The 20,673-nt window shown below is 40.5% G+C and carries 20 protein-coding genes; 6 read left to right on the plus strand and 14 right to left on the minus strand.

Annotated elements, in window-relative coordinates; genetic code table 11:
* Nucleotides 1–57 precede the first annotated feature (57 nt).
* Nucleotides 58–789 carry an RNA methyltransferase gene (locus tag H6G18_RS03280; protein WP_190405658.1) on the minus strand — a complete coding sequence of 244 codons (732 nt, stop codon included), beginning with the start codon at nt 787–789 and terminating at the stop codon, nt 58–60.
* A 67-nt stretch (nt 790–856) separates the two neighbouring features.
* Between H6G18_RS03280 and H6G18_RS03285 the strand changes: the two genes are divergently transcribed.
* From H6G18_RS03285 to H6G18_RS03300, 4 genes are all read left to right on the plus strand, one after another.
* Nucleotides 857–1,489 (plus strand): Crp/Fnr family transcriptional regulator, encoded by a 633-nt coding sequence (locus H6G18_RS03285; RefSeq protein ID WP_242040173.1) that lies wholly within the window; start codon nt 857–859, stop codon nt 1,487–1,489.
* Between the two features lie 70 nt (nt 1,490–1,559).
* On the plus strand, nt 1,560–1,973 hold the full coding sequence (locus H6G18_RS03290) for an ester cyclase (RefSeq protein ID WP_190405659.1): 414 nt from the start codon (nt 1,560–1,562) through the stop codon (nt 1,971–1,973).
* Between the two features lie 143 nt (nt 1,974–2,116).
* Nucleotides 2,117–3,463, plus strand: coding sequence for a PQQ-dependent sugar dehydrogenase (locus tag H6G18_RS03295; RefSeq protein ID WP_190405660.1), 1,347 nt, complete (start codon nt 2,117–2,119; stop codon nt 3,461–3,463).
* Nucleotides 3,464–3,836: 373 nt separating this feature from the next.
* Nucleotides 3,837–4,244, plus strand: coding sequence for a phosphomannose isomerase type II C-terminal cupin domain (locus H6G18_RS03300; protein WP_190405661.1), 408 nt, complete (start codon nt 3,837–3,839; stop codon nt 4,242–4,244).
* Nucleotides 4,245–4,323: 79 nt separating this feature from the next.
* On the opposite strand, the gene H6G18_RS03305 is transcribed toward H6G18_RS03300, so the two are convergent.
* The 9 genes from H6G18_RS03305 to dndC all read right to left on the minus strand — a co-directional run bounded on the left by H6G18_RS03305 (nt 4,324) and on the right by dndC (nt 13,975).
* The gene (locus H6G18_RS03305; protein ID WP_190405662.1) at nt 4,324–5,082 is read right to left on the minus strand and encodes a HEAT repeat domain-containing protein; all 759 of its coding nucleotides are present in this window, start codon (nt 5,080–5,082) and stop codon (nt 4,324–4,326) included.
* 183 nt (nt 5,083–5,265) lie between these two features.
* Entirely contained in the window at nt 5,266–5,862 is a 597-nt protein-coding gene (locus H6G18_RS03310) for a GNAT family N-acetyltransferase (protein ID WP_199311544.1), read from the minus strand.
* A gap of 48 nt (nt 5,863–5,910) precedes the next feature.
* Nucleotides 5,911–6,087, minus strand: coding sequence for a hypothetical protein (locus tag H6G18_RS03315; protein ID WP_190405663.1), 177 nt, complete (start codon nt 6,085–6,087; stop codon nt 5,911–5,913).
* Nucleotides 6,088–6,191: 104 nt separating this feature from the next.
* Complete coding sequence (locus H6G18_RS03320) at nt 6,192–6,608, minus strand: ABC transporter permease (RefSeq protein ID WP_190405664.1); 417 nt, start codon at nt 6,606–6,608, stop codon at nt 6,192–6,194.
* On the minus strand, nt 6,593–8,101 hold the full coding sequence (locus tag H6G18_RS03325) for an AmpG family muropeptide MFS transporter (RefSeq protein WP_190405665.1): 1,509 nt from the start codon (nt 8,099–8,101) through the stop codon (nt 6,593–6,595). Before H6G18_RS03325 ends, H6G18_RS03320 begins: the two co-directional genes overlap by 16 nt.
* 87 nt (nt 8,102–8,188) lie before the next feature.
* On the minus strand, nt 8,189–9,646 hold the full coding sequence (locus H6G18_RS03330; RefSeq protein WP_190405666.1) for a DNA phosphorothioation-associated putative methyltransferase: 1,458 nt from the start codon (nt 9,644–9,646) through the stop codon (nt 8,189–8,191).
* Between the two features lie 30 nt (nt 9,647–9,676).
* Nucleotides 9,677–10,078 carry a DNA sulfur modification protein DndE gene (gene dndE / locus H6G18_RS03335; protein ID WP_190405667.1) on the minus strand — a complete coding sequence of 134 codons (402 nt, stop codon included), beginning with the start codon at nt 10,076–10,078 and terminating at the stop codon, nt 9,677–9,679.
* A gap of 11 nt (nt 10,079–10,089) precedes the next feature.
* The gene (dndD, locus tag H6G18_RS03340) at nt 10,090–12,078 is read right to left on the minus strand and encodes a DNA sulfur modification protein DndD (protein ID WP_190405668.1); all 1,989 of its coding nucleotides are present in this window, start codon (nt 12,076–12,078) and stop codon (nt 10,090–10,092) included.
* A gap of 250 nt (nt 12,079–12,328) precedes the next feature.
* Nucleotides 12,329–13,975, minus strand: coding sequence for a DNA phosphorothioation system sulfurtransferase DndC (gene dndC, locus H6G18_RS03345; protein ID WP_190405669.1), 1,647 nt, complete (start codon nt 13,973–13,975; stop codon nt 12,329–12,331).
* 158 nt (nt 13,976–14,133) lie between these two features.
* Between dndC and H6G18_RS03350 the strand changes: the two genes are divergently transcribed.
* The gene (locus H6G18_RS03350) at nt 14,134–15,732 is read left to right on the plus strand and encodes a DGQHR domain-containing protein (RefSeq protein ID WP_190405670.1); all 1,599 of its coding nucleotides are present in this window, start codon (nt 14,134–14,136) and stop codon (nt 15,730–15,732) included.
* A gap of 105 nt (nt 15,733–15,837) precedes the next feature.
* Nucleotides 15,838–17,028 carry a DNA sulfur modification protein DndB gene (locus H6G18_RS03355; RefSeq protein ID WP_190405671.1) on the plus strand — a complete coding sequence of 397 codons (1,191 nt, stop codon included), beginning with the start codon at nt 15,838–15,840 and terminating at the stop codon, nt 17,026–17,028.
* A 33-nt stretch (nt 17,029–17,061) separates the two neighbouring features.
* Here H6G18_RS03355 and H6G18_RS03360 read toward each other — a convergent pair whose 3' ends face one another.
* The 4 genes from H6G18_RS03360 to H6G18_RS03375 form a co-directional block, all read right to left on the minus strand.
* Nucleotides 17,062–17,535 carry a DNA phosphorothioation-associated protein 4 gene (locus H6G18_RS03360; RefSeq protein ID WP_190405672.1) on the minus strand — a complete coding sequence of 158 codons (474 nt, stop codon included), beginning with the start codon at nt 17,533–17,535 and terminating at the stop codon, nt 17,062–17,064.
* 80 nt (nt 17,536–17,615) lie between these two features.
* Nucleotides 17,616–18,182, minus strand: coding sequence for a Uma2 family endonuclease (locus H6G18_RS03365; protein ID WP_190405673.1), 567 nt, complete (start codon nt 18,180–18,182; stop codon nt 17,616–17,618).
* A 127-nt stretch (nt 18,183–18,309) separates the two neighbouring features.
* Nucleotides 18,310–20,382, minus strand: a complete 2,073-nt coding sequence (locus H6G18_RS03370) for an AAA family ATPase (protein WP_190405674.1) — start codon at nt 20,380–20,382, stop codon at nt 18,310–18,312.
* Nucleotides 20,379–20,552, minus strand: coding sequence for a hypothetical protein (locus H6G18_RS03375; protein WP_190405675.1), 174 nt, complete (start codon nt 20,550–20,552; stop codon nt 20,379–20,381). Before H6G18_RS03375 ends, H6G18_RS03370 begins: the two co-directional genes overlap by 4 nt.
* Between the last annotated feature and the right edge of the window lie 121 nt (nt 20,553–20,673).

Raw genomic sequence — 20,673 nt, forward strand, 5'->3', positions numbered from 1 at the left:
GCGTAAATATTAGATAATGAATTATACCAAATTGGGACACAATGTCTCTGGGCATAATTACGAATTACGCTGATTGTTAATTGCCCATTCTACCTGTCGTAAGATACCGCGAAGCATTCCTATTTCATGAGTTTGCAGGTAGGCACGGTTATATAGTTGGCGAAATTTTTCCATCCTGCTAATTGCTGTATGAGGATATAAATAACCAATTTTCAGTAATAAAGACTCCAATTCCTGATAGTACGCCTCTACAAAATCTAAAGGTGCTAATTCAGTTTCGTTAATGGTTGGAGTTTCAATTGGCGCTGTATTTTGGGCTAGTTCGTAGCAGCAGATACCGACAGATGTAGCCAAATTCAAAGACGTATATTCAGGACTGGTGGGAATACGAACAAATCGCTGGGCATAAATTAATTCTTCATTGCTTAAACCCCGGTCTTCTCTGCCAAAAACTAGGGCTGAGGGTTGACCTGTTTCTTCTATTAACCAAGGTAAAGCTGTTCTGGGTTGTTCTAGGGCTAAACCCCAATCATTATCACGCCCTGTAGTGGCGATCGCCCGCACACATCCATGTAAAGCTGCTGGTAAAGTCGGTACTAATACGGCAGATTCTAAAATTTCTTTGGCGTGGACTGCCATTCTCATCGCTTCTTCAGACAGTGGATCACATTGAGGATTAACTAATACTAGGTGTTTTAACCCGAAATTTTTCATCACTCTGGCGATCGCACCCACATTTAAAGGGCCAGCTGGTTCTACCAACACAATTCTTACACCAGCCAATCCCATTCTTTACCCCCACTATCGAAATAGTCTATAAACTAATTTAATCATCTTACCTTTAGAGAATTACTACTTGAGCTTAGATAAGGTTCAAACCATCACAAGGTTAAATTCCGATGATCAAATGTATGAATCATTTTACGAATTCATTCGGCAACTTTTGCCTGATTTCAAAATTGACATGACCCTTGTTGAACCACTTTTAGAGTTCAAAAAAGTTAATAAAGGTGAATTCTTTTTGCGGGAGGGCGATGTTTGTGAAGTTCTTGGCTTGACGATGAAAGGTTGTCTGAGAACATTTTTCTTAAAAGACGGAAAAGAGTTCACTTTATTTTTTCACGTCGAACATCAACCACTGGGTGATTACGAGAGCTTCTGCAAACAAATACCCGCCTGTTTCTCTTGTGAGGCGATTGAAGATTCTGACGTACTGATTATCAACCATGAGGCATTTGAAGTTTTTGAAGTAAGTCCAGATGGACAAAAACTTCTGAGGCTCCATGCTGAAAGTCTTGCGTTTATGCTGCGAGATAAATTGCTGTCTCTTTTTAGGGATACACCTGAACAGCGTTATCTCAAGATAATTAACACAGAACCCGAACTCTTACGGCGCATTCCTCAATACTACTTAGCATCATATCTGGGAATTGAACCAGAATCTTTGAGCCGATTAAAACGCAGAGTCAAACAGCAGCAATTTTCTTAACCTAAGTCAATGCAACTGAGCAACTAACAAGGTAGATTCGTAACGCAATATTTCAGCATCAAAACCTCTCATGTCATTAGAAGATAATAAATTTATAGTCCTGCAAGCTTACGAAGCCTTTGATTTAGGAGACATCGAAAAAGGTAAAACATTTGTAGCCTCAGATATTATTGGCTGTGTGATGGGGAGCCATCAACTTCAAGGGTCTGATGCTTTTTTTGGGTATGCACTGATGATGCGTGCTGCTTTTCCAGATGGTTTCCACACTTTTGTAGATGTGATTGCTGAAGGCGATAAGGTTGTTACCCGTGGGACATTCAGTGGAACTCATCAAGGAGAAATTATGGGTATTCCACCGACAGGAAAGCACGTCAAATTTTCAATCATACATATTGATCATGTCATTGATGGCAAAATTGTAGAACATTGGGGTCAAGGTGACATGATGGCGTTAATGGGGCAATTAGGTGCTGTATCTAACTGAGCTTTTGGCAGAAACAAAACTTAATTTATTAGGTCAGACGATAAGCACGAAAACCCTAACCAGTAAAAATCGCACTTGTGGCAGGCGACAACTATTGAACTTCTAGCTTACATTGAAGAAGTTGTGTATATAACCGCACTATCATGAAGGTTTCTAGGCGTTTCGTGCTGTCTGTGTTTCTATCCATCACCGCAGCAGCCTGTAATCAAACTAGCACCTCATTAGAAAGTTCTCCACCACAAGAAGCGTCTACACCTGCGGCTCAACTAGCACAAAATCCCACAGAAACCAAAAACCTCATCCCGACAGAAAAACTTTCACCCACACCTATCCGCATCGACCTAAAAAATTTACCAGCACCTTTTGCTACAGACAGCGCCTCTAAACCACCGCGAGTTGTATCCATTCCGCAAAAACCAGTGCTAAGAGTTCCAACAGGGTTTACAGTTAACGTTTTTGCCGAAGGTTTGGATGCACCACGTTGGCTGGCTTTAACCCCCAGTGGTGATGTATTGGTGACAGAAACCAGGCAAAATAGGATTCGTTTGTTGCGTGATACTAACGGTGATGGGGTAGCTGATGTCCGGCAAACTTTTGCTAGTGCGGAAAATGGGTTGAATATTCCTTTTGGTATGGCATTTGTCGGCGATTCCTTCTTTTTAGGGAATACGGATGCGGTATTACGGTTTCCCTACACTCAAGACCAACAACAACTAACTGGCACTGGTAAAAAAATTGCTGACCTCCCTGGTGGTGGTTACAATCAGCACTGGACTCGTAATGTTATCCCCTCACCAGATGGGGATAAGGTGTATGTTTCCGTGGGTTCCCGTTCCAATGTGGATGAAGAAGAACCACCAAGGGCTTCTGTACAGGTGATGAATTTAGATGGTTCCCAAAAGCAGACTTTTGCTTTTGGCTTACGTAACCCAGTCGGTCTTGATTTTCACCCCGTAAGCAAAGAACTTTACACCACCGTGAATGAACGGGATGGAATTGGCGATGATTTGGTTCCAGACTACTTTACACGGATTCGGCAAGGGGAATTTTACGGCTGGCCTTATGCTTACTTTACACCCGAAAACCTCGACCCCAGGCAAAAAGCAGGTGGTAAAAGTAAACGCCCAGATTTAGCAGCCATGACTCGCACCCCAGATGTATTGTTTCAATCTCACTCAGCCGCTTTGGGTTTGCAATTTTATGATGGTCAAACTTTTCCCCAAAGATATCGTAACGGTGCGTTTGTAGCATTTCGGGGTTCTTGGAACCGCGATCGCGGTACTGGTTATAAAGTAGTATTTGTTCCTTTTAATGCCCAAGGACGACCACAAGGACATTATGAAGACTTTCTCACGGGATTTTTACTAGATCCTGCTGGACCCACTACTTGGGGGCGACCTGTAGGTTTACTTGTGTTACCCGACGGTAGTCTATTAGTTACAGAGGAAGCGAATAATCGTATTTACCGCATTCAATATACAGGTAAGTAGAACGAATTGAAAAAACAAACTATGTTAAGTAATGTAAAAATACTAAGATTCGTTTCGTAGTAAGGACTTTAGTCCTTTTTTGTTCGCTGAGCGTCTGTCTACGACACGCTATGCGTTGGCGTAGCCTCTCGAAAGAGAACGCAGAGAGAACTAAAGTTCTCACTACAAAACTTTAATTATTTACCCTGTTCTCAGTGGGAATAACATCACCGAATATTTTTGTCTCTGTTCACAATTAGATACAATTTATGGCCATAGGGTAAAGTAAGAGCAGGAATCATCACATAAGATTGTGCATCTTGCTATTGGTTTTCTCTGGTTTAAGTTGGATTGCTGGAAAACATTAATATTCTTTTAGCTGAGAAATTTAGTTATGACTCAGAGTGAAAATAACGGGCAGTTAGATGCCAATGACTCTTCCTCACATTCAGGTTCACGTTACTGGGGTAATGTGGAGGTGATAGAAGAAGGGGAAACCTATAGAATTAGTCGCGTGGAAATCAAGCCCAGACATGGCATTAAACCCCAAATTCACTATCACCGCAATGAACATTGGGTGGTAGTGTCTGGCGTTGCCAAGGTGACTTGTGATGAACAGGAAGTGTTGTTAGGTCGTAATCAATCAACTTATGTACCAGCAGCCACTCTACACAAAGTGGAAAATCCAGGTTCTATCCCTCTAGTAATTCTGGAAATTCAGAATGGTGAATATTTAGGCGAGGATGATACAGAACGTCCCTATGACTTAAATTTGGTCAAGCCTACAACTGAAAATAAGTAAAAGGGATTAGGGAGTGCTGAGGTAAGAGTTATTCATAGTCATTGTTTCTCTTCTCCCCCTGCTCCCTGCTCCCTGCTCCCTAAAACCATCCTTCCTGCTCCAAAGTTTCAATGAGTTGCAAGCCACGGGGGTCGCCTACACCTAATAGCGAGGCTTTAGCATCCTCGCGTACACCTAAATCTTTGTCTTCAGCGAAAGCCTGAATCAAGGCATCGATCGCTGTGGCATAAACTATGTTAGAAGGCAGTTCTTTACATAATTGTCCAATTGACCAAGCACTGTTACTCCGTACTGCTCCTACGCTATCTTGAACTAAAGCTTCAATCAGTGGTGGGATTGCCCCAACAACAGACTCATAACTAACTCCTGCCATTTGGGCTAAGGCACTGGCAGACCAAAGGCGCACGGCAGAAATATCTGTTCTCAAAGCGTCGGCTAAGGGTGCTAAACAACGGCGATCGCGGCAGTTTCCTAAAGCCCAAACAACGCCTTTTCTGACATAGCCATTCCAATCTCGATACAGTTGGGTAATTAACGGTTCAACTGCATCGGCGCTAGGGTTACGCCCAATACCATAGGATGCACTGACTCGCACCAAGGGACAGTTATCATTCAAAAGGCGAATCAGAATTGGGGTGGCTCGTGAGTCTTCAATATCACAAAAAGCACGAGCTGCCAGCATCCGTTTCTGTGGTTGCGGATTGTCTAGGAGCGCTAGCATTTCATCTGGGTCAGGCTTTGGTATTTCTGACTCAGCCGTGATTGGTTCTATCTTATCTAAGGGGCTTTCTAACTCTTCCTCGATATCGAGTAGGCTTAGGTCTTCTTCGTCATACATATTTCTCTTGCACGCGCGAGTGAGATTTAAATAAACCCCCCGTGCTAATTATTTAAAGATTTATTTTTATTGATTAGCTCATTGTACACTTTCTGATCCATCTCATACGCCATGAGTTGGGAATTGCTCTGTGAGAAACAGGGGAGTAGGGGGAGAAGAGAACCAATGAATAATGAATAATAACTATTGACCAATCGACTTTACCATCCAGAGCGATTGGGTTTGATAACCGAGATGATTGTAAAGATTTAAGGCGGGTGGGTTGGATTGAAAGACTTGTAATCCGATTTGGCGATCGCCTCTTTGCTTTGCCCAATTTTCTGCATATTGCATCAATGCTGTAGCAATACCGCGCCTTCGATGTTCTGGAAGGACGTATAAAAGAAAAATATGAGCATGGCGATCGCCCTGAATCTGGTCTATGGCGTTTCCCATCCAGAGACAGGCTACGGGGGATGAGGTAGAGGAGCAGGGGAGCCACTGCGGTCTTGGGGTCTCCCCAAGTGGAGCAAGTGGCGTAGCAGGGAGCAGAGGGGAGGAAATATTCCCAGACTCTATCCCTTCCCCGCTTCCTAATTCTTCATGAGAAAAATCTACCCACCACAAAGGCGTGTCCTTTGAGAAGTATTGCTCAACAGTGATTGCTAGGTGAGCAAAATCCTGTTGTGTGGGAAACAACTCTTGGTAGGTACGCTGGATGAATTTGACAAGTTGCGATCGCTCCAAGGTTGAGCCACGGCGAATATGATATCCGGGTATTAGCAATTCAGAATTTGTCAATGGTCAATAATCATTGGTCATTAGTTTTTCTCCCTCATCCCCAATCCCTCACAAAAGAGCTATGGGAGAATTGCCGATAGGTACAAGACTGACACCAACTTCTTCAATGGGGGCTGGGGAAGCCATGTCTGAGGGTAAGAAGATGCGGGCGCTGACCGCCACTAAGGCAAATATAAATACTAGTACTACTAGTAAGGGTGCAATGTACTGTCTGAATATAGCCATATTTTGATTCGTAATTATGTCAGGTTGTGTTGTGCAACCTAATCAAAGATTTGTAAATTTTCCTTGACTTATTTTAGCGATATTTGAGCATGACAAGCTAAAGATTAGCGAGTGTCGCGGTCTAGGTCATCAAGAACTCTCTCGCAATACCAGTTGTCTGGCATCCCTGGATAGTTTTGCCTTGCTTGCTCTATTAATCGTTCTGCTGATTCTACATCACCAGATAATCGGGAAATTAGTTTGTTTTTGAGATGATTTTCCGGTATTGTTGGGGTTTGCGTTTGTGTTTCTAGTTGGGTGGGCATTTCTGCTGGTAATACTTGTGTTTGTTCCCGCTTTAACTGCCAGAACAGGACATAGTATAGGGTGCCAAAAATCAAGATTAGGCTGATTGTGCCGAAAAAAGTTAGGAGGTTAAAAGCTAAAAAACCTAAAACTAACTGTGAAAGAACATAGCCTAGTAACAAACCGGTGAGTAAGAGAATAAATGTGCCGGCAATAATCACTACTTGGTTTCCCATACATCCTCGTCATCAATTCCTGGTCTATTTACTACCACTGGTTTAGGATTCCAAGGGGCAACAAAGGGTAAAAGCAGCAATCCAGGTATTGCTACTACTAGGGTGAGCAAGAAAAATGTAGGCCAGCCTGTGGCTTTAGCCAAATCTCCTGCTGGTGCAGAAAGAACATCTCTACTAATAGCCATTAAGCTAGAGAATAAAGCGAATTGAGTAGTAGTAAAGCGATGGTTACAAAGGTTCATCAAGAAAGCTACTGTAGCAACTGTCACTAATCCTGCACTGAAGTTTTCGATGTTCACTGCTAAGATTAGAAGTGAGTAATTTTTGCCAGCAACTGCTAGTGCATAATAACCTAAGTTACTCAGTAATTGAAGAATACCAAAGATCCACAAACTGCGATTGAGGTGGATTTTAGTCATAATCACGCCACCGGCTAATACGCCGATAGTTGTGGCAATAAAGCCCATACCAGCCTGGATTGACCCAATCTCAGTTTTGGTAAAGTCTATTTCTCGCAGAAATAGGTTGGCGGTAATACCTACTAAGGAGTCACCTAGTTTATAAAGGATGATAAAAATAAGAATGATGCTGGCTTGAGTTAAGCCAAATCTGTGAAAAAATTCTTTGAAGGGGAGAAAAATTGCGGCTTGTAAATTTTGGGGAGGACTATCTTCCGTGACTTCTCCTAATAGTTCTGTGGGTAATAACCAGGAGGTGACAATCCAAGCGACTATTAAACTCGCCAATAACCAATAAAATACAGGCAGAGCAATATAACCGACAAAGACACCGCCAATTAATCCCGCAACTAAGACTGTGATTAAGACGATAAAGATAACGTCTTTAACAGATATAGGTGCATACTTTTCAGTAGCGTTGCGGATTTCTGGTTCTGGCGGCGACCATAAGGTAGTTAAAATACTCCCCGCCATGAAAACAGCCATGAGTAAGTAAACGCCGTTCCAGGGAATATAATCGGCTAAAACTATCGCTAGGGAACTGGTGATAAACAAGGCTATGCGATAACCTAGCACCCAAACTGATGCGCCTGGTTCAGCTTCGAGTGGGTTTAAAATATCGGTACGGTAAGCATCTCCGGCGATGTCTTGGGTAGCGCTTAAAAAAGTAATGATGAGACAGTTGATTGCCAGGATTTGCAATACTTGGTCACTTTGAGATGGTTGTTGCAATGCTAAGGCGGCGATCGCTAATGTTAACCCAATTTGGGTGCATATTAACCAACCCCGTCTAGCTCCTAAAAGTGGTGGTACAAATCTATCTAATAAGGGCGACCACAGGAATTTTAGGGAATAAGGCAAAGCCAACAACCCAAATAAGGTGATTTTCCCTAAATCAACTTTGGCATCCTGCATCCATAGCTGCAATGTTCTACTAGTCAAGAACAAAGGTAACCCAGATGCAAAACCTAGCAGTAGTAGCGCTCCCATTTTGCGACTTTGAAAGGCTTGTCGCAGAGCTTGAACTTCTCTCATCTTTTATACTTTTCCTTTTCGCCAGAGCGCATTGCCGTTATAGTGTCATAGTTACTGTGTGATTTCATTGGCAACATTCAGGGTTTCTTAATCTTCCTGAATCACATAAACTTCATGTCCCCTAATTTCCACTCCGTGAGCTGCAAGGCATTTTTCCCAACCTGCACGAGTACCAATTTCACTTTTCTGCTTGAGTAATCCTAATTCCTGCTCTTGTTGGGTGAGTTTAGCAAATTGTTCATAGAGTGGGTAGTTGGGAGTAACAAAAGTTTCTTTACGATGCAAAACAGGTGGATTTGCACGATTGCTGTAGTCGCGGTGAGTGACATACAAACTTTTTAAGTCAATTGTGATACTTGCTTTCAAGGCTGGATGGGGGTCTGTGTCAAATTCTGGATAGAATAAATAGGATATTTGCGGTTGGTCGGTGTAATATTTGATGAGCGTAGCCCCATCTACACGCCCAATGGTACGGCTGGCGCAACCTTCATAAATTCGCAGCAAAGGCTCAAGGGCGGCTAGTGCGGAAATGTGGACATATAAAGCGCCCCTTGTGTGTTTACCTATTTTGCTTTTTTCACAGGCTGTTTGGACTACTTTTGGTTTACCTAAACTAAAAAGTTTTTGGTCGGCGACATTACAGGCTTCCTCGTAGCTACCAAAGAAGGCTTTGATGTCATGGCGCATTTCTGGCGCGAGTTGGGAAAATTTGGGACGTTTATCAAAGTGAGTGAGGGCAAGGTAAACCTGTATATCTAAAGAACGACGGTAAGCGATCGCATCCCATTCTGCCTCATCTGTGGCTTGCAACACAACAGCGAAAGCCCGGCGAAAGTTGCCAAATCCCCTGAGTAATTCTTCTTCGTTTCCTAGTTCTCCTTTTATCGGCAGTCTACCGCGCTTGGTGAAAAATGCCATGAGGGGTGCGAGTTGTTCTTGGTAGTCTTCAAACCGCTTGGTAGGAATCCTAACTCGCGGTGTAGAGGTACGAGAAAAGAAGCGGATGGCTTTGAAGTTTTCTTTTTCGGCTTCATCGCGAAAGACGAAATAAACACCAAGGGCTACTGGGACTGCATCAACGTTTAAGATTTCATCAATATATTTTTTCAGTTCTTGTTGTTCGTAATATTTTTGAAAAGTATTACGACTGGTGACAATCCCATCACTGTAAGCCAGTTGGGCTTTACTGGGGGCATTAATTAATACTTGTGCGGAGACAATTAAAACTTTGCGGGTGAGTTCCCAAGCTTGGATGAGACTTTGGCGGCGTTCCTCTATGTCTTCAATGACGTTGAGGACGTAACCTAAATTGACCACATCGGCGGGAGTAATTGGTTCATTGGGGTAGTAGTATGGGTCCCAACCTGCGCTAGTGTAACCAAGGTTAGCTACACGCTGTACATCACCACCATAACCACAGCCATAGTCAAAAAAAATCGTGTCTGGGTTAAGGATTGCCCATTCTATAGCCAATCGTACAGGACGAGAGATTTCCGTGCGAGCGATCGCTGCTCGATGACGCTCGATTTCTAAGGCTTCAGGCATAATATTCAGTTAACAGTCAACAGTTAACAGTTAACTAATATCCTTTCCATCTTTTATCGCTAGTTCAATTAAATCTTCAATTTTCTTGATATTTGGATCGCCTGCTAAGTAGCCAATGCCACGATGTAAATGTAGGCGGAATTGTGTGACTAGGGTTTCTTTATCATTGGGGTAGCCGTCATTGTGACAGCGTTGCTTAAGGGCGAGGAGGAGAATATCTGAGATTTCACCACCAAAAACGCGCCATGTCATTTCCACGTTACTATCTTGGGGAATGGGTACGGGTGAAGGTGGGGTAGATTCGGAGAGGGAACGACAAAAAGCCCAACGACAAAGGATATTCCATTGGTCAATTTTGGTGCTGCGGCGGAGTTTTAAGAGTTGGTCTTTAGCTGTTTGTGAGAGTTTAATTCTTTCGATGGGCGATTCCATAATAATTCGTATTACCAAAAATATTTATTTTCTATGACAGTTGTCTGACGAGTTGCGGAGTTGTATTGCAGGAGATATTCACGGGCGATCGCCTCATTACTCCTCAGTGTTTCTACTTCCTTTTTCCCAATTTCAGTATCCGTAGATAGGAGAATTACTTGATGGCTGGCGGCGGGAAAGTACTTCTCTACTAGGTTTTGACGGTGGGAGGAGTCGAGTCTACCGAGGGGTGTATCGATAGCTACAGGTAAGCGCAGTCCAGAGACTTTGGCTAATCCCCAAAGGAAGGCGATCGCTAATAGTTGTTTTTCCCCTGCTGATAAACGATGCTTGGGGACTCGTTTACCATCAAAATCGAACAGCGATAAGGCAAAAGTTTTAGTATCAATAGTGAGGCGATATACTAAATCTGATTTGTGGAGTAGATAGAGGAAGCAATTCTTCACTTCTTCCTCTAGTTTGTTGAGTTTTCGCAGAGTTAATTTTTCCCGAAAAACCTTAAGTGTTTCTTGAACTTTAGCGGCTGAAGTAATAATATGTCCTCTATTTTTAGTATCAATATTTTTATCAGTATATTCTCTTAATTCCTTCTTTGTTCGTTCAATAGAGTCTGCTAATTCAGCTAAAATACGACGAGTTGTTTCCAAATCAGCCTTAGCTTGAACCACCTGATTTTGTGCTGCTTCTACAGTCTCACGCAGATGTTGATAAGCTTCCGGCTCTGCGGCTGTCTGCACTTGTCTAGCTAATACAATCAATTCTTCTTCTATACTTTTGAGATTAGCTAATTGCTGCTTTGTCAAAATTTTAGCATTTTGTAAATGATATCTAGCATTATCTAACTGACTCAAACTTTCTTCGTCAGCTAATAACCAAGGTGCTTCCGCTTGAGCATAACCTGTATATAAATTATCCACATCTTCCACTAAAAAAGATTGGATTTTATCGACCTGTTCAGAATTAATTGCTATTTCACTTAACCATTGCAGTAGACGTTTATCTCGCTCCAGCAAGACATCTCTAGCTAATTGTATTTGTTGATAACGAAATTCTTTTGCTCCCTGAGTTTGTATTTGACTTAGTAAATTGGGAATTAAAGCTAACGGTAAAACCTCAGCAGCTACCGCACACATTGACTGTCTAATATTCTCAATGGCGCTAGATTTTTCCTTTTGTTGTTGTTCTAACTGATTGCGCTCGGCGGCAATTTTACCACCTTCAGAAACGAATTTATCTAAAGCTTCTCGCTGTATAGTTTCTAACTTTTCAATTTGATTTTTGAAAGTTCCTAACTTTTCTTCTATAACTTGATAATCTTCTTGCTGTGATTTTAACTTTTGTTCAATTTCTTCCAATTCCGCTAAATCTTTAGTTTCAGCGAGTTCCTTACGTTTGCGATTGACTAAAATCTCTAAATCAATTGCTAATCTATCCGCCAATTCTAAACCCAACAATCCGCGAATAGCTTCAATAACAATTTGTGGTGGTGTTTCCTGTTCCGCAAGTTCTTTAACTTGTTCCCCATCAAATAAAAATAAATTAGAAATCCCCAAAGGCAAAAGATTTTCTATATAGTCATCCCAGATATTCACCAGAGAATCCACAGGCCAAGTGTCATCATCACCTAAAATTCCTAGTGCATCTTTACCATCTTTAGGGTTTTTTTCCCAAGTTCTGACAATCCGATATTTTATTGGTTTATCATCTTCAATATGTTCAAAAAGCAACTCAACTCGCGTTTTTTCCGCAGGATTAGCTTGACTATTAACGCATTGAGTTAAGAAATCACTATAACTTAAATTACCACGGGTAGAACATTGGGCGCGCTGTCCATATAAAGCCAGGCGAATAGAATCCATGAGTGTGGTTTTTCCGCCTCCATTCATTCCCCCTAATAAAATAATGGGGTGAGGATTGTTTTCACTTCTGGGATCAAGATTGATTACTTGTCTCCCAGAATAGGGGCCAAAGTTTTCTAGAACGAGTTCAAGGAATATCATTAATTTTTGTTCAACCGATGCAGATTGCAATTGTTCTCTCTGTACCTTTGTGGTGAAAATGATTTTTAACCACGAAGACACAGAGTTACAGAGAATTAAGAGTTTACTAATAATTAAGCCGTGTCAATCTTAGCCTTTTTAAACGCAGAGGTTCGCGGAGGTTAACGCAAAGGAGGTAGAGACTTTATCAAAATTATTGGCTGATTCCCAAAGTAATTAGAATTACTTGCTTTTTAATTAATAATTTCTATTAAAGTTTTGTCTGTTTACTTTTGAATTTCTTATTTCCCCAAGACTTCGCCTTAGCATCAGATTTGGTTGTGTCAGTTTTTGTATTGGGTGTGACATCTTCCGTATTGGATGCAGTACAATCTCCTAAAGTTAGTTGCTTGACTTTAGCAATATCACCTTGACTAATAGCTTGACTTAAATTGCGTCTTAAATGAGCATTTTCAATAGCTTCTTGAGGAGAACGAGAACTAGACTTAAAACATTTTTCTAAAGATTCATATATTCCTACACGCTTCGTTTTTTTACGAAATTGCCATTCTGTGCTTAAAAGTTTTGACATGAGTTCTAGGTGCATATTGTCATCAGCACAGATTTCTTCTAACACACTCCATTCATCGCTACCTAGTAACTTGTGATCAGCCCCAGGGCGTGGGTCTTTAAATTTGTCACCAGTTACTTCTTCATAAATTCGAGGTAGGCTGTCATCAAACTCATGTCTTTCTTCCAACCAAATACGACGAATTTCGCTAAGTTCTTCTAAAGATATCAGTGTGATGTCCCGCATATTTTCTGGTGCTGTTTGACGGAGTTGTTTTTGAATAGTCAATAACTTTCTCAGCCAATCTTCCCGCGCTTCTTTCACATAGGGGCCAGGAATAGGCTCAATAGATATTTCTCCTTCTAGATTGCGCTCGTAAAGTTGGACATCTCCATTTCTGCGGCGAAAATCTCGGCGATCGCGTGTTTCTTCCGCATCTAATTCTTTCCGAAAATCGAGTAGAGGCTGCATCCACTCTTTTTCTTCGTCATTTTGAATCATAGCAGCCAGAGATTTATCTTGACTGACTAAGGTACAAACCCAACAACCAAAACGAGAGCTACCACAACTAGGTGTAGTTGTATCAACGACTAAGGGACATTCATTATCAGCAGAAGCGCCTCGATACATGGCAAATAAATCTTTATTGCTGTATCCCCAAGGATTTTGCCATTGCATAAGATAAATCCAAACATCATCATTTTGCCAATCCTCAATAGGACTGTAAACTAGAGAGTTTGGCAAATTCATATTAGGACTAAGGCGATCGCGTACTCGCATAGCTTCTAATTTTCTCATTCTAGAAGCGCGCCTTGTACTTTCTGCTTTCCGAGTACCTAAAATAACAATAGCTTCTCCATTAGTGCGGATAACATCACGAATAAAGCGATTTGAGGGATTGATTTTCAGACGTTCTGTACACCAACGAAATTTCCCTCTTGGTGCTGGATAACCCTTACCAATCAAACCAACCCAAAATGTTTCTTTAAAATCTGGCTGTAGTAGATGAGGCTGAAATGGTAATCCTTGCGCTTGCGTCTCCAATTCCATCTGTTTGAGAGAATTACGTACCCAAGCAGCAACAATCGGATTCTCTACTAGCGTGTCTGTCGTGATCACGTATATTGTTTTAGTCAGCTTTTCCGGTGGGAGTCCCGATATTGCATTCCAAACCAGCTGTAACGTTGCAGTACTGTCTTTTCCACCCGAATAACCAATAACCCAAGGTATCGCATCTAAACAATACAATTCTTGAATTTCCGTAGTGAGAGCTTGGATCTCTTCCACCAAGTCTGATACAGTACGTGTTTGCTGACCTTTATTTTCTGGCTGTTGTGTTGTACTCATTGCTCCCTACCTCTGGACATTTGGGCGTTACCGCATTTTTTCTGACCCAACGAATTGGAATGTGCGGGTTGCCAAAAAGTTTTTAAAAACTGATTAACTAGTATCTAACTTTTTGGAAAATATAGCTACACTACAAGACTAAGTTTTTAAAAATTAATATGAGAGATACCGCATCTGACCCAACTGCTGATATTGCTAGAGATTACTTAGAGCGAGAAGACAAGGAAAAACAGGTACTAGCTTTACTTTTAGACAAGTTTTTACAAAAAAAAGACCAAATTCTCGTTCAAAAAACCGAGATGGGGGGTACAGAGTCTTATGTAGGGTCTGTCACTCTGGAATGGTTTGCAGGTAGGGTTCACTTCGCCTCTGGTTTACCTCTACTGCAAAAAAAGTATAATGCAGAGACTGATAACGTCGAAATTGACGCGGATACTATTGACGAAATCCAACAGCGTCCCCTTGACTGGTCACGTCAAGCACCCCTTGTTCAGTATTTAGCAGCTAGAAAAAATCATAAGTTTCCACCAGTCCTAGTGGTAATTAATCAGTCTTGGGTAGATCAACACAAAACCGATGAATGGGATAGTGAAGGACGTGCGAGAAAGTCTACTACTGATTTTACACCCCTGGATCAAGATGATAAGGTCGGCTTGCTCAATGTTTCTGAGGATAACGTCAGCATTTACGCATTAGATGGACAACATCGATTAATGGGAGTGCAGGGGTTGATAGAGTTAATCAAAACTGGCAAACTCCAGCGATACAAAAAGGATAAAACGGCTGATGATAGTTTTATTACAGTGTCAGATTTGCTAGAGCAGTATCAAGTAGACCCTGATTATTTACAAAGTTTACCCAAAGAAAAAATAGGTATTGAGTTCATTTGTGCGGTGAATGCTGGAGAAACTCGCATTGAAGCAAGGCGAAGGGTGAGGTCAGTATTTGTTCATGTTAACTTAATGGCTGCACCGTTAACTAAAGGTCAGTTAGCGCAGTTAAATGAAGATGATGGTTTTGCAATTGTGGCGCGAAAAATTGCAGTTACTCATCCGCTTTTAGAACAAAAACCAAATCGTAACCCCCGCGTTAATTGGAATAGTGCAACAGTCGCAGCAAATTCCACAGTCTTGACAACTTTGCAAGCATTGCAAGATATGTCAGAAAGGTACTTGGGTCAAAAGTTCCCGCACTGGAAACCTTTTGAGAAAGGTTTAATTCCCATGCGTCCAGAGGATGAGGAAATTGAAGAGGGAATTGCAGAATTCACCAAACTTTTTGATAACTTGGCAAGTTTACCTAGTTATAAGATTTTGGAACACGAAGATACGCCTATTTTACGACGCTTCAGTTTTGAAAAGGGCGGTGGTGAAGCAAACATACTTTTCCGTCCTGTAGCACAAGTGGCTATAGCACAAGCTTTAGGATTTTTAGTTTTTAAAAAAGGTTTGTCTGTAGCCGGCATTTTTAAGAAGTTACGCAAGTTTGACCAACAAGGGGGTTTTACTGGTATGGAATACCCTCAATCTTTGTGGTATGGGGTATTGTATGACCCTAATAAAAAGCGAGTGCAAGTGTCAGGAAAGGAATTAGCAACAAAGTTATTAATTTATATCCTTGGCGGAATTCAAGATTCTATGGAACGTGCTGAACTTCGTAAGGCTTTAGCTAATGCTAGGACTGTAGAAAATCAAACTATAGGCTTTGATGGTGAGTTTGTTGATCCAAAAGAAGTAGGACTCCCGTCGCTGATATAAGTGAAAACTTTCACAAGTTCCTTTAAAAGGGTTTTTACTGATTCCAAACTGCTGAAAAACGGATTATTATGTTAAATACTTGACTGAAATTATACCAATTCCTCTATGGTTAACATAAACCAGGATAGTGCAAATACCATTCCACCAGAAGTTCGAGGTAAGTTTAATGCCTTTCTTGAACCTTTTTTTTCTAAATACCATCGTGAGCGTTGTTATCCTGGGTTAATTTTTAGGCAGGGAAAGCGAACAATGCTACAAATAAATGTACCTGCAAGTGATTTTTCTGGTCTTCTGCAAGCAAAACCATCCACGGGTAATGATCCTGATTCGGGGAAAAATCGCCCAGAAGTGAAAGGTCATGCAGAAGAAATTACGCAATACATAGTTGAACGTGCCAGAAAGGGAAAGCCTTGGATTGTAGGAACTTTAACTGCAAATATAGATCCAAAAGATATCATAATTATTGACTTAGGTAGAGGTATTTGTCTAGTTGTCATTCGTCGCGGAGTCAAATTAGATATCACTGATGGACAACATCGGAAGCGTGCTATTCATGAATTAATTGAAAGTGCTGAAAGTTACTTAATTAGTGATGATGATTTTCCAATTACACTGGTATTGGAAGGGGACTTACGCCAATGTCAGACAGACTTTAGAGACATGGCACAAACAAGACAATTAGATAAATCATTGTTATTATCATTTGGTGAGTTTTCTGGTCGAGTTGGCATTACTAAAGAATTAATACAAAGAGTGCCAATGTTTCAAGGTAAAACAGAAAAGATTAAATCTTCTCCTGCTACCAAACAAAAGCTGATTTATACAACTAACTATATAGCTAGGTTTGTGAGTTGTATCTTTACTAAAGACCCAAATCACCAATTGCGAGACTATGATGTTTATGAAGCATCAGATTCTCTAGTTATTTGTCTGAATAAATTTTTCTCACGATGTAGTAATACAGAATATATTTTTGATACACCAGTAGAAGAATTAGGTGAGGATGAAGTAGCGGCATTTAAGGAAGATTGTCTTTTAGGTGTAAGTGTTGGCTTGGAAGTTTTAGGACGTTTGTTATATTTGACTTATTCTCAAACAGATAACTATTTTAATGAAGAAAAAGTTTTACAACTTTCACAGATAAATTGGTCTAGAGAAAATCTACTTTGGCAGGATAACGTAGTTAGAATAGACCCAAAACCAAAAAATCCTGATAAACCTTTTAAATTAACTACAGCAGCAAATGCTGTTAATGATGCAGTAAAAATGGTAATAGATAGTCTGGGATGGATGTAATTAGTTAGTTGTTAATTATCAACATCAATTTAGTTAAAAGAGGAATTTACTTAAATCAAATTCCTCTTCTTTCTCATCTTTGTGAGTCCGTTCATAGCTGAGAAATAATAAAATTCTCTCTGAATAATCCACTGCTCCACGCAACTCATTTTGTAATATCTCTAATCCACCGTTAGCATATTCTTCAAAAATACTGTTGCGTTGAGTCTCATACTCTTCTTCATAAATGGATAATATATTAATGTCCTGAGTTTCAGTCATTCCCAGTAATTTAATTACCACATCATTTCCCACTGAAGCAAAATATTCTAACCGAATTGGTGATGGTTCTCGTTTAGAAATTTCCCCTAAGGGTACGCGCTTTTTATGCTTTGCACCTAACGCAGCAGCAAACACAATCACATCAGCAAAGGTTTGAAAAGGCCCAGTGCTACCATCTGAAGATGTCAACGCTTTAACTAAATCTGCTTTATCTTTAGCAACCCTGATTCTGCCCGTTTCTGCCATGATATTGATAATCGCTTTGTTGCTATTTTAACCGAAAGGTACAAGTGTCACTTCTTATAATTTTATACCAAGTAAGCAAATTAACCCAAAAACACATCCTCATAAACCAAAGATATGGGAAAGCGAAAATCAACACTCTGCAAATAAACCTCATTTCCCTCTTCGTAAGAATACAACTCCCAAATACCGTTTTCATTTAACCGAAAACAATCTAAATTGATTTTTTCTGCATCAATTAGGACGTATTCTTTTAAGGTTTGAATGCGGCGATACTGCTTAAATTTAGCACCTCGGTCATAAGCCTCGGTACTTGGAGATAAAACTTCGACAATTAGACAAGGATACTGAAGAAATTTAATAGCCTGTCTATCTCTGTCATCACAACTCACAACAACATCAGGGTAATGAAATGACCCGTTATCAGATACCCCTACTTTCGCATCAGACATATTAACACGACATAAGCCACCACGTAGATGAGTTTTTAGGGATGTAGCCAAGTTGAGGGCAATATCATTATGAGGAAGAGTTCCCCCAGTCATGGCGAAAACTTCACCATTGACATACTCATATTTAATATCTTGGCGTTCTTCCCATTCCAAATATTCTTGAGGAGACATATAATTCCGGTCTGGACTTGCAACCATAACCAACTCCCTTTTCTCAACTGCACTAATAAAAACTCTCCGCGCTCCTCTGCGTTTAAAAACATTAACTCTACACCTAACTTCACAAAGAATCGCTATAAATAACCTCTCAAAATTCTGCTGAATATCACCACTCCCTCTCTACCACTATCACCTCAGTATATTCAAACTCATTCGGGCTTTGTTTCACCAAAGGATATCTTTGTCCACCCAATTCAATATAATCTTGTTCACAGTCTGGCTTAGAAGAGTAATAAGTCAGCACGTATTCCCTACCAATTCTATTTGTCATCTCTGCTTCCACTTCCCCCCGCCATTGAGTTTTTGTCACTAACACTATCAACTGATTAGCCAACTCAGGTAATGTTTGAGCAATGCGACGGCGATAAGTTTCATCTAAACTCCCAAAAGGGGAATCCATGACGATGGGAAAAGTACTGCTATCGGGTACCGTTAAGATTTTGCGTTTTTCGCTCCAATCTCTTACTTTATCAATAATACTGGCAATAAAAGACAAACTAAGAATTTGGTTTTCACCAGTAGACGCGGCGACTGACGCTTCCATCCCTGATGTACTTTCTACAAGAGTCAATTCATATTTATCGCTGATTTTAGGTACATAAGGCGTAAAAGATACGGAATTAAATATCTCTTGCAAGCGCTTTTCTAATTGCAGCCGAAACTGATTTTCTTGGCGATTTCTGACTTCTGTTAAGCGTTCAATTGCGTCTTGTGTAGCATTAATCCGCCTTTGTGCCAATAACTGTTTTTCTTCGTTGAGCTTTTGTTTAGCAATTTGTTTAACTAAAGCATCAATATCAGCCTGCAAATGAGAAATTTCTTGCTGATTTGCACCTTGTTCTCTATTTAATTCATCAATTTTACTTTCAATCTCATCTAACCGCTTTTGTAAACTGCTAATTTCTTCGTTTGCATCTTTGCGTAAGCGTTCTTGAATGGTTTCTAATTCATTTTCCACTTGAGATATATTTTGCCGCAACTGATTGATTCTGAGTTGTTCTTTATCTACATCTTCCCAAAATGCTATGGCTTGCTTATCAATTTCATCTACTTGGGCGCTCATGCGAATTGCCGTTTCTTCCACAGCCGAAGAACCTGCTTGATTTAACCAGAGACTCACATTTGTATGAGCATGATTACCTTCATGTAATTCTGCACCACAAATACAGCGTTGGGATTTTAATAACTCATGAATAAATTCCCGTGAAATTCCCGCAGTTAAGTCACCTTGTTGCTTAAGTTGATTTATAATCGTCCGAAATTCGGCTGTAGTATCTGATAATAATACGGTGTAACCCCGTGCAGAAATAATTTTCTTTAGTGATTCTCTAGTTTGTCTGAGGCTTTCTTGATTGGAGTTTTTTTGATTTTCTAGCTCTTGTCGTCTTTGTTGCAGTTCTTTGGCTGCACTTAATTCTTGTAAACGATTACCTGTTTCTTTCTTAAAGGTTTGTTGATATTCTAACTCTTGCTTAATTTCTGTTTGTCTGGTGTGAATGCGTTCAATTTCTTGTTCTAGTTTCTCTTGTTCACGTAAAAGCTGCTTAATCTCAGAGTCACCAATTGCTTTTAACTCATTCTCTAAACTTTTTTTAGCTTCTCCTAAATGCCTGATAGAACGGTTAATTACTTCCACACCCAAGAAAATTTTAGTAGCTTCGGCAATTTCCGCTTTTTTATCAGAACGAACAATTTCTTCTATGCGTTCGCCGTCGAAGAAAAAGTATTGATGTAAACTAACTGGTAAAATCTGCCCAATGATTTCTTCTGGTTGTTGACTTGGGTAATACCATCTCCCATCATCTCCAGCTACCTGCATGAGTAATTCTGTTTTACCCACGGCAAAGTCGGTTTTATTTTTATAGCCTTTACACTGGCGTTTGACGTTGTAGCGTTTACCTTCGTGTTCCCAGTTAATCTCTACCCAACATTCTACAACTTGTCCGATTGTAGCTTCAGCGATCGCCCGTTTATTCACTAGTTGTTCTATCGAGGCAAAGGCTGCACTAAACTTCTCATATAATACCCACGTAAAGGCATTCAGTAAACTAGTTTTACCTGAACCATTATTCCCATGAATTATCGTGGTGTTAAGAACATCCCCCCCAGCAATAACTATCTCTGGTGTTTTGCCATAAAAGGAGCGAAAATTGCATAGTTTAATTGAAGTCAACTTCATTGCACCGCTTCCTTCACAATTGTCAAAATATCATCATTGATAGGGCTATTACTTTTTCTATCTAGCCTGTTTTTTTCCAGATGCCATACCCGCTCAATAATTTGTTGCACCTCCGGCGGAGCATGAATAATTGGCTCCTGAACATCATCGATATTTTGCTCTTGAGACATCTGAGTTTTTTAAAAAGACCTTTTTCTCTATTTTAACCGCCCCAATCCCTGCTTTTACATCCGTAAAGCCACTATCACCGCTATTTGCAAATTCTGCTAATTGTCGATATACAATTTCCTA

The sequence above is a fragment of the Anabaena subtropica FACHB-260 genome, assembly GCF_014697105.1.
Classification (GTDB): Bacteria; Cyanobacteriota; Cyanobacteriia; order Cyanobacteriales; family Nostocaceae; genus Trichormus; species Trichormus subtropicus.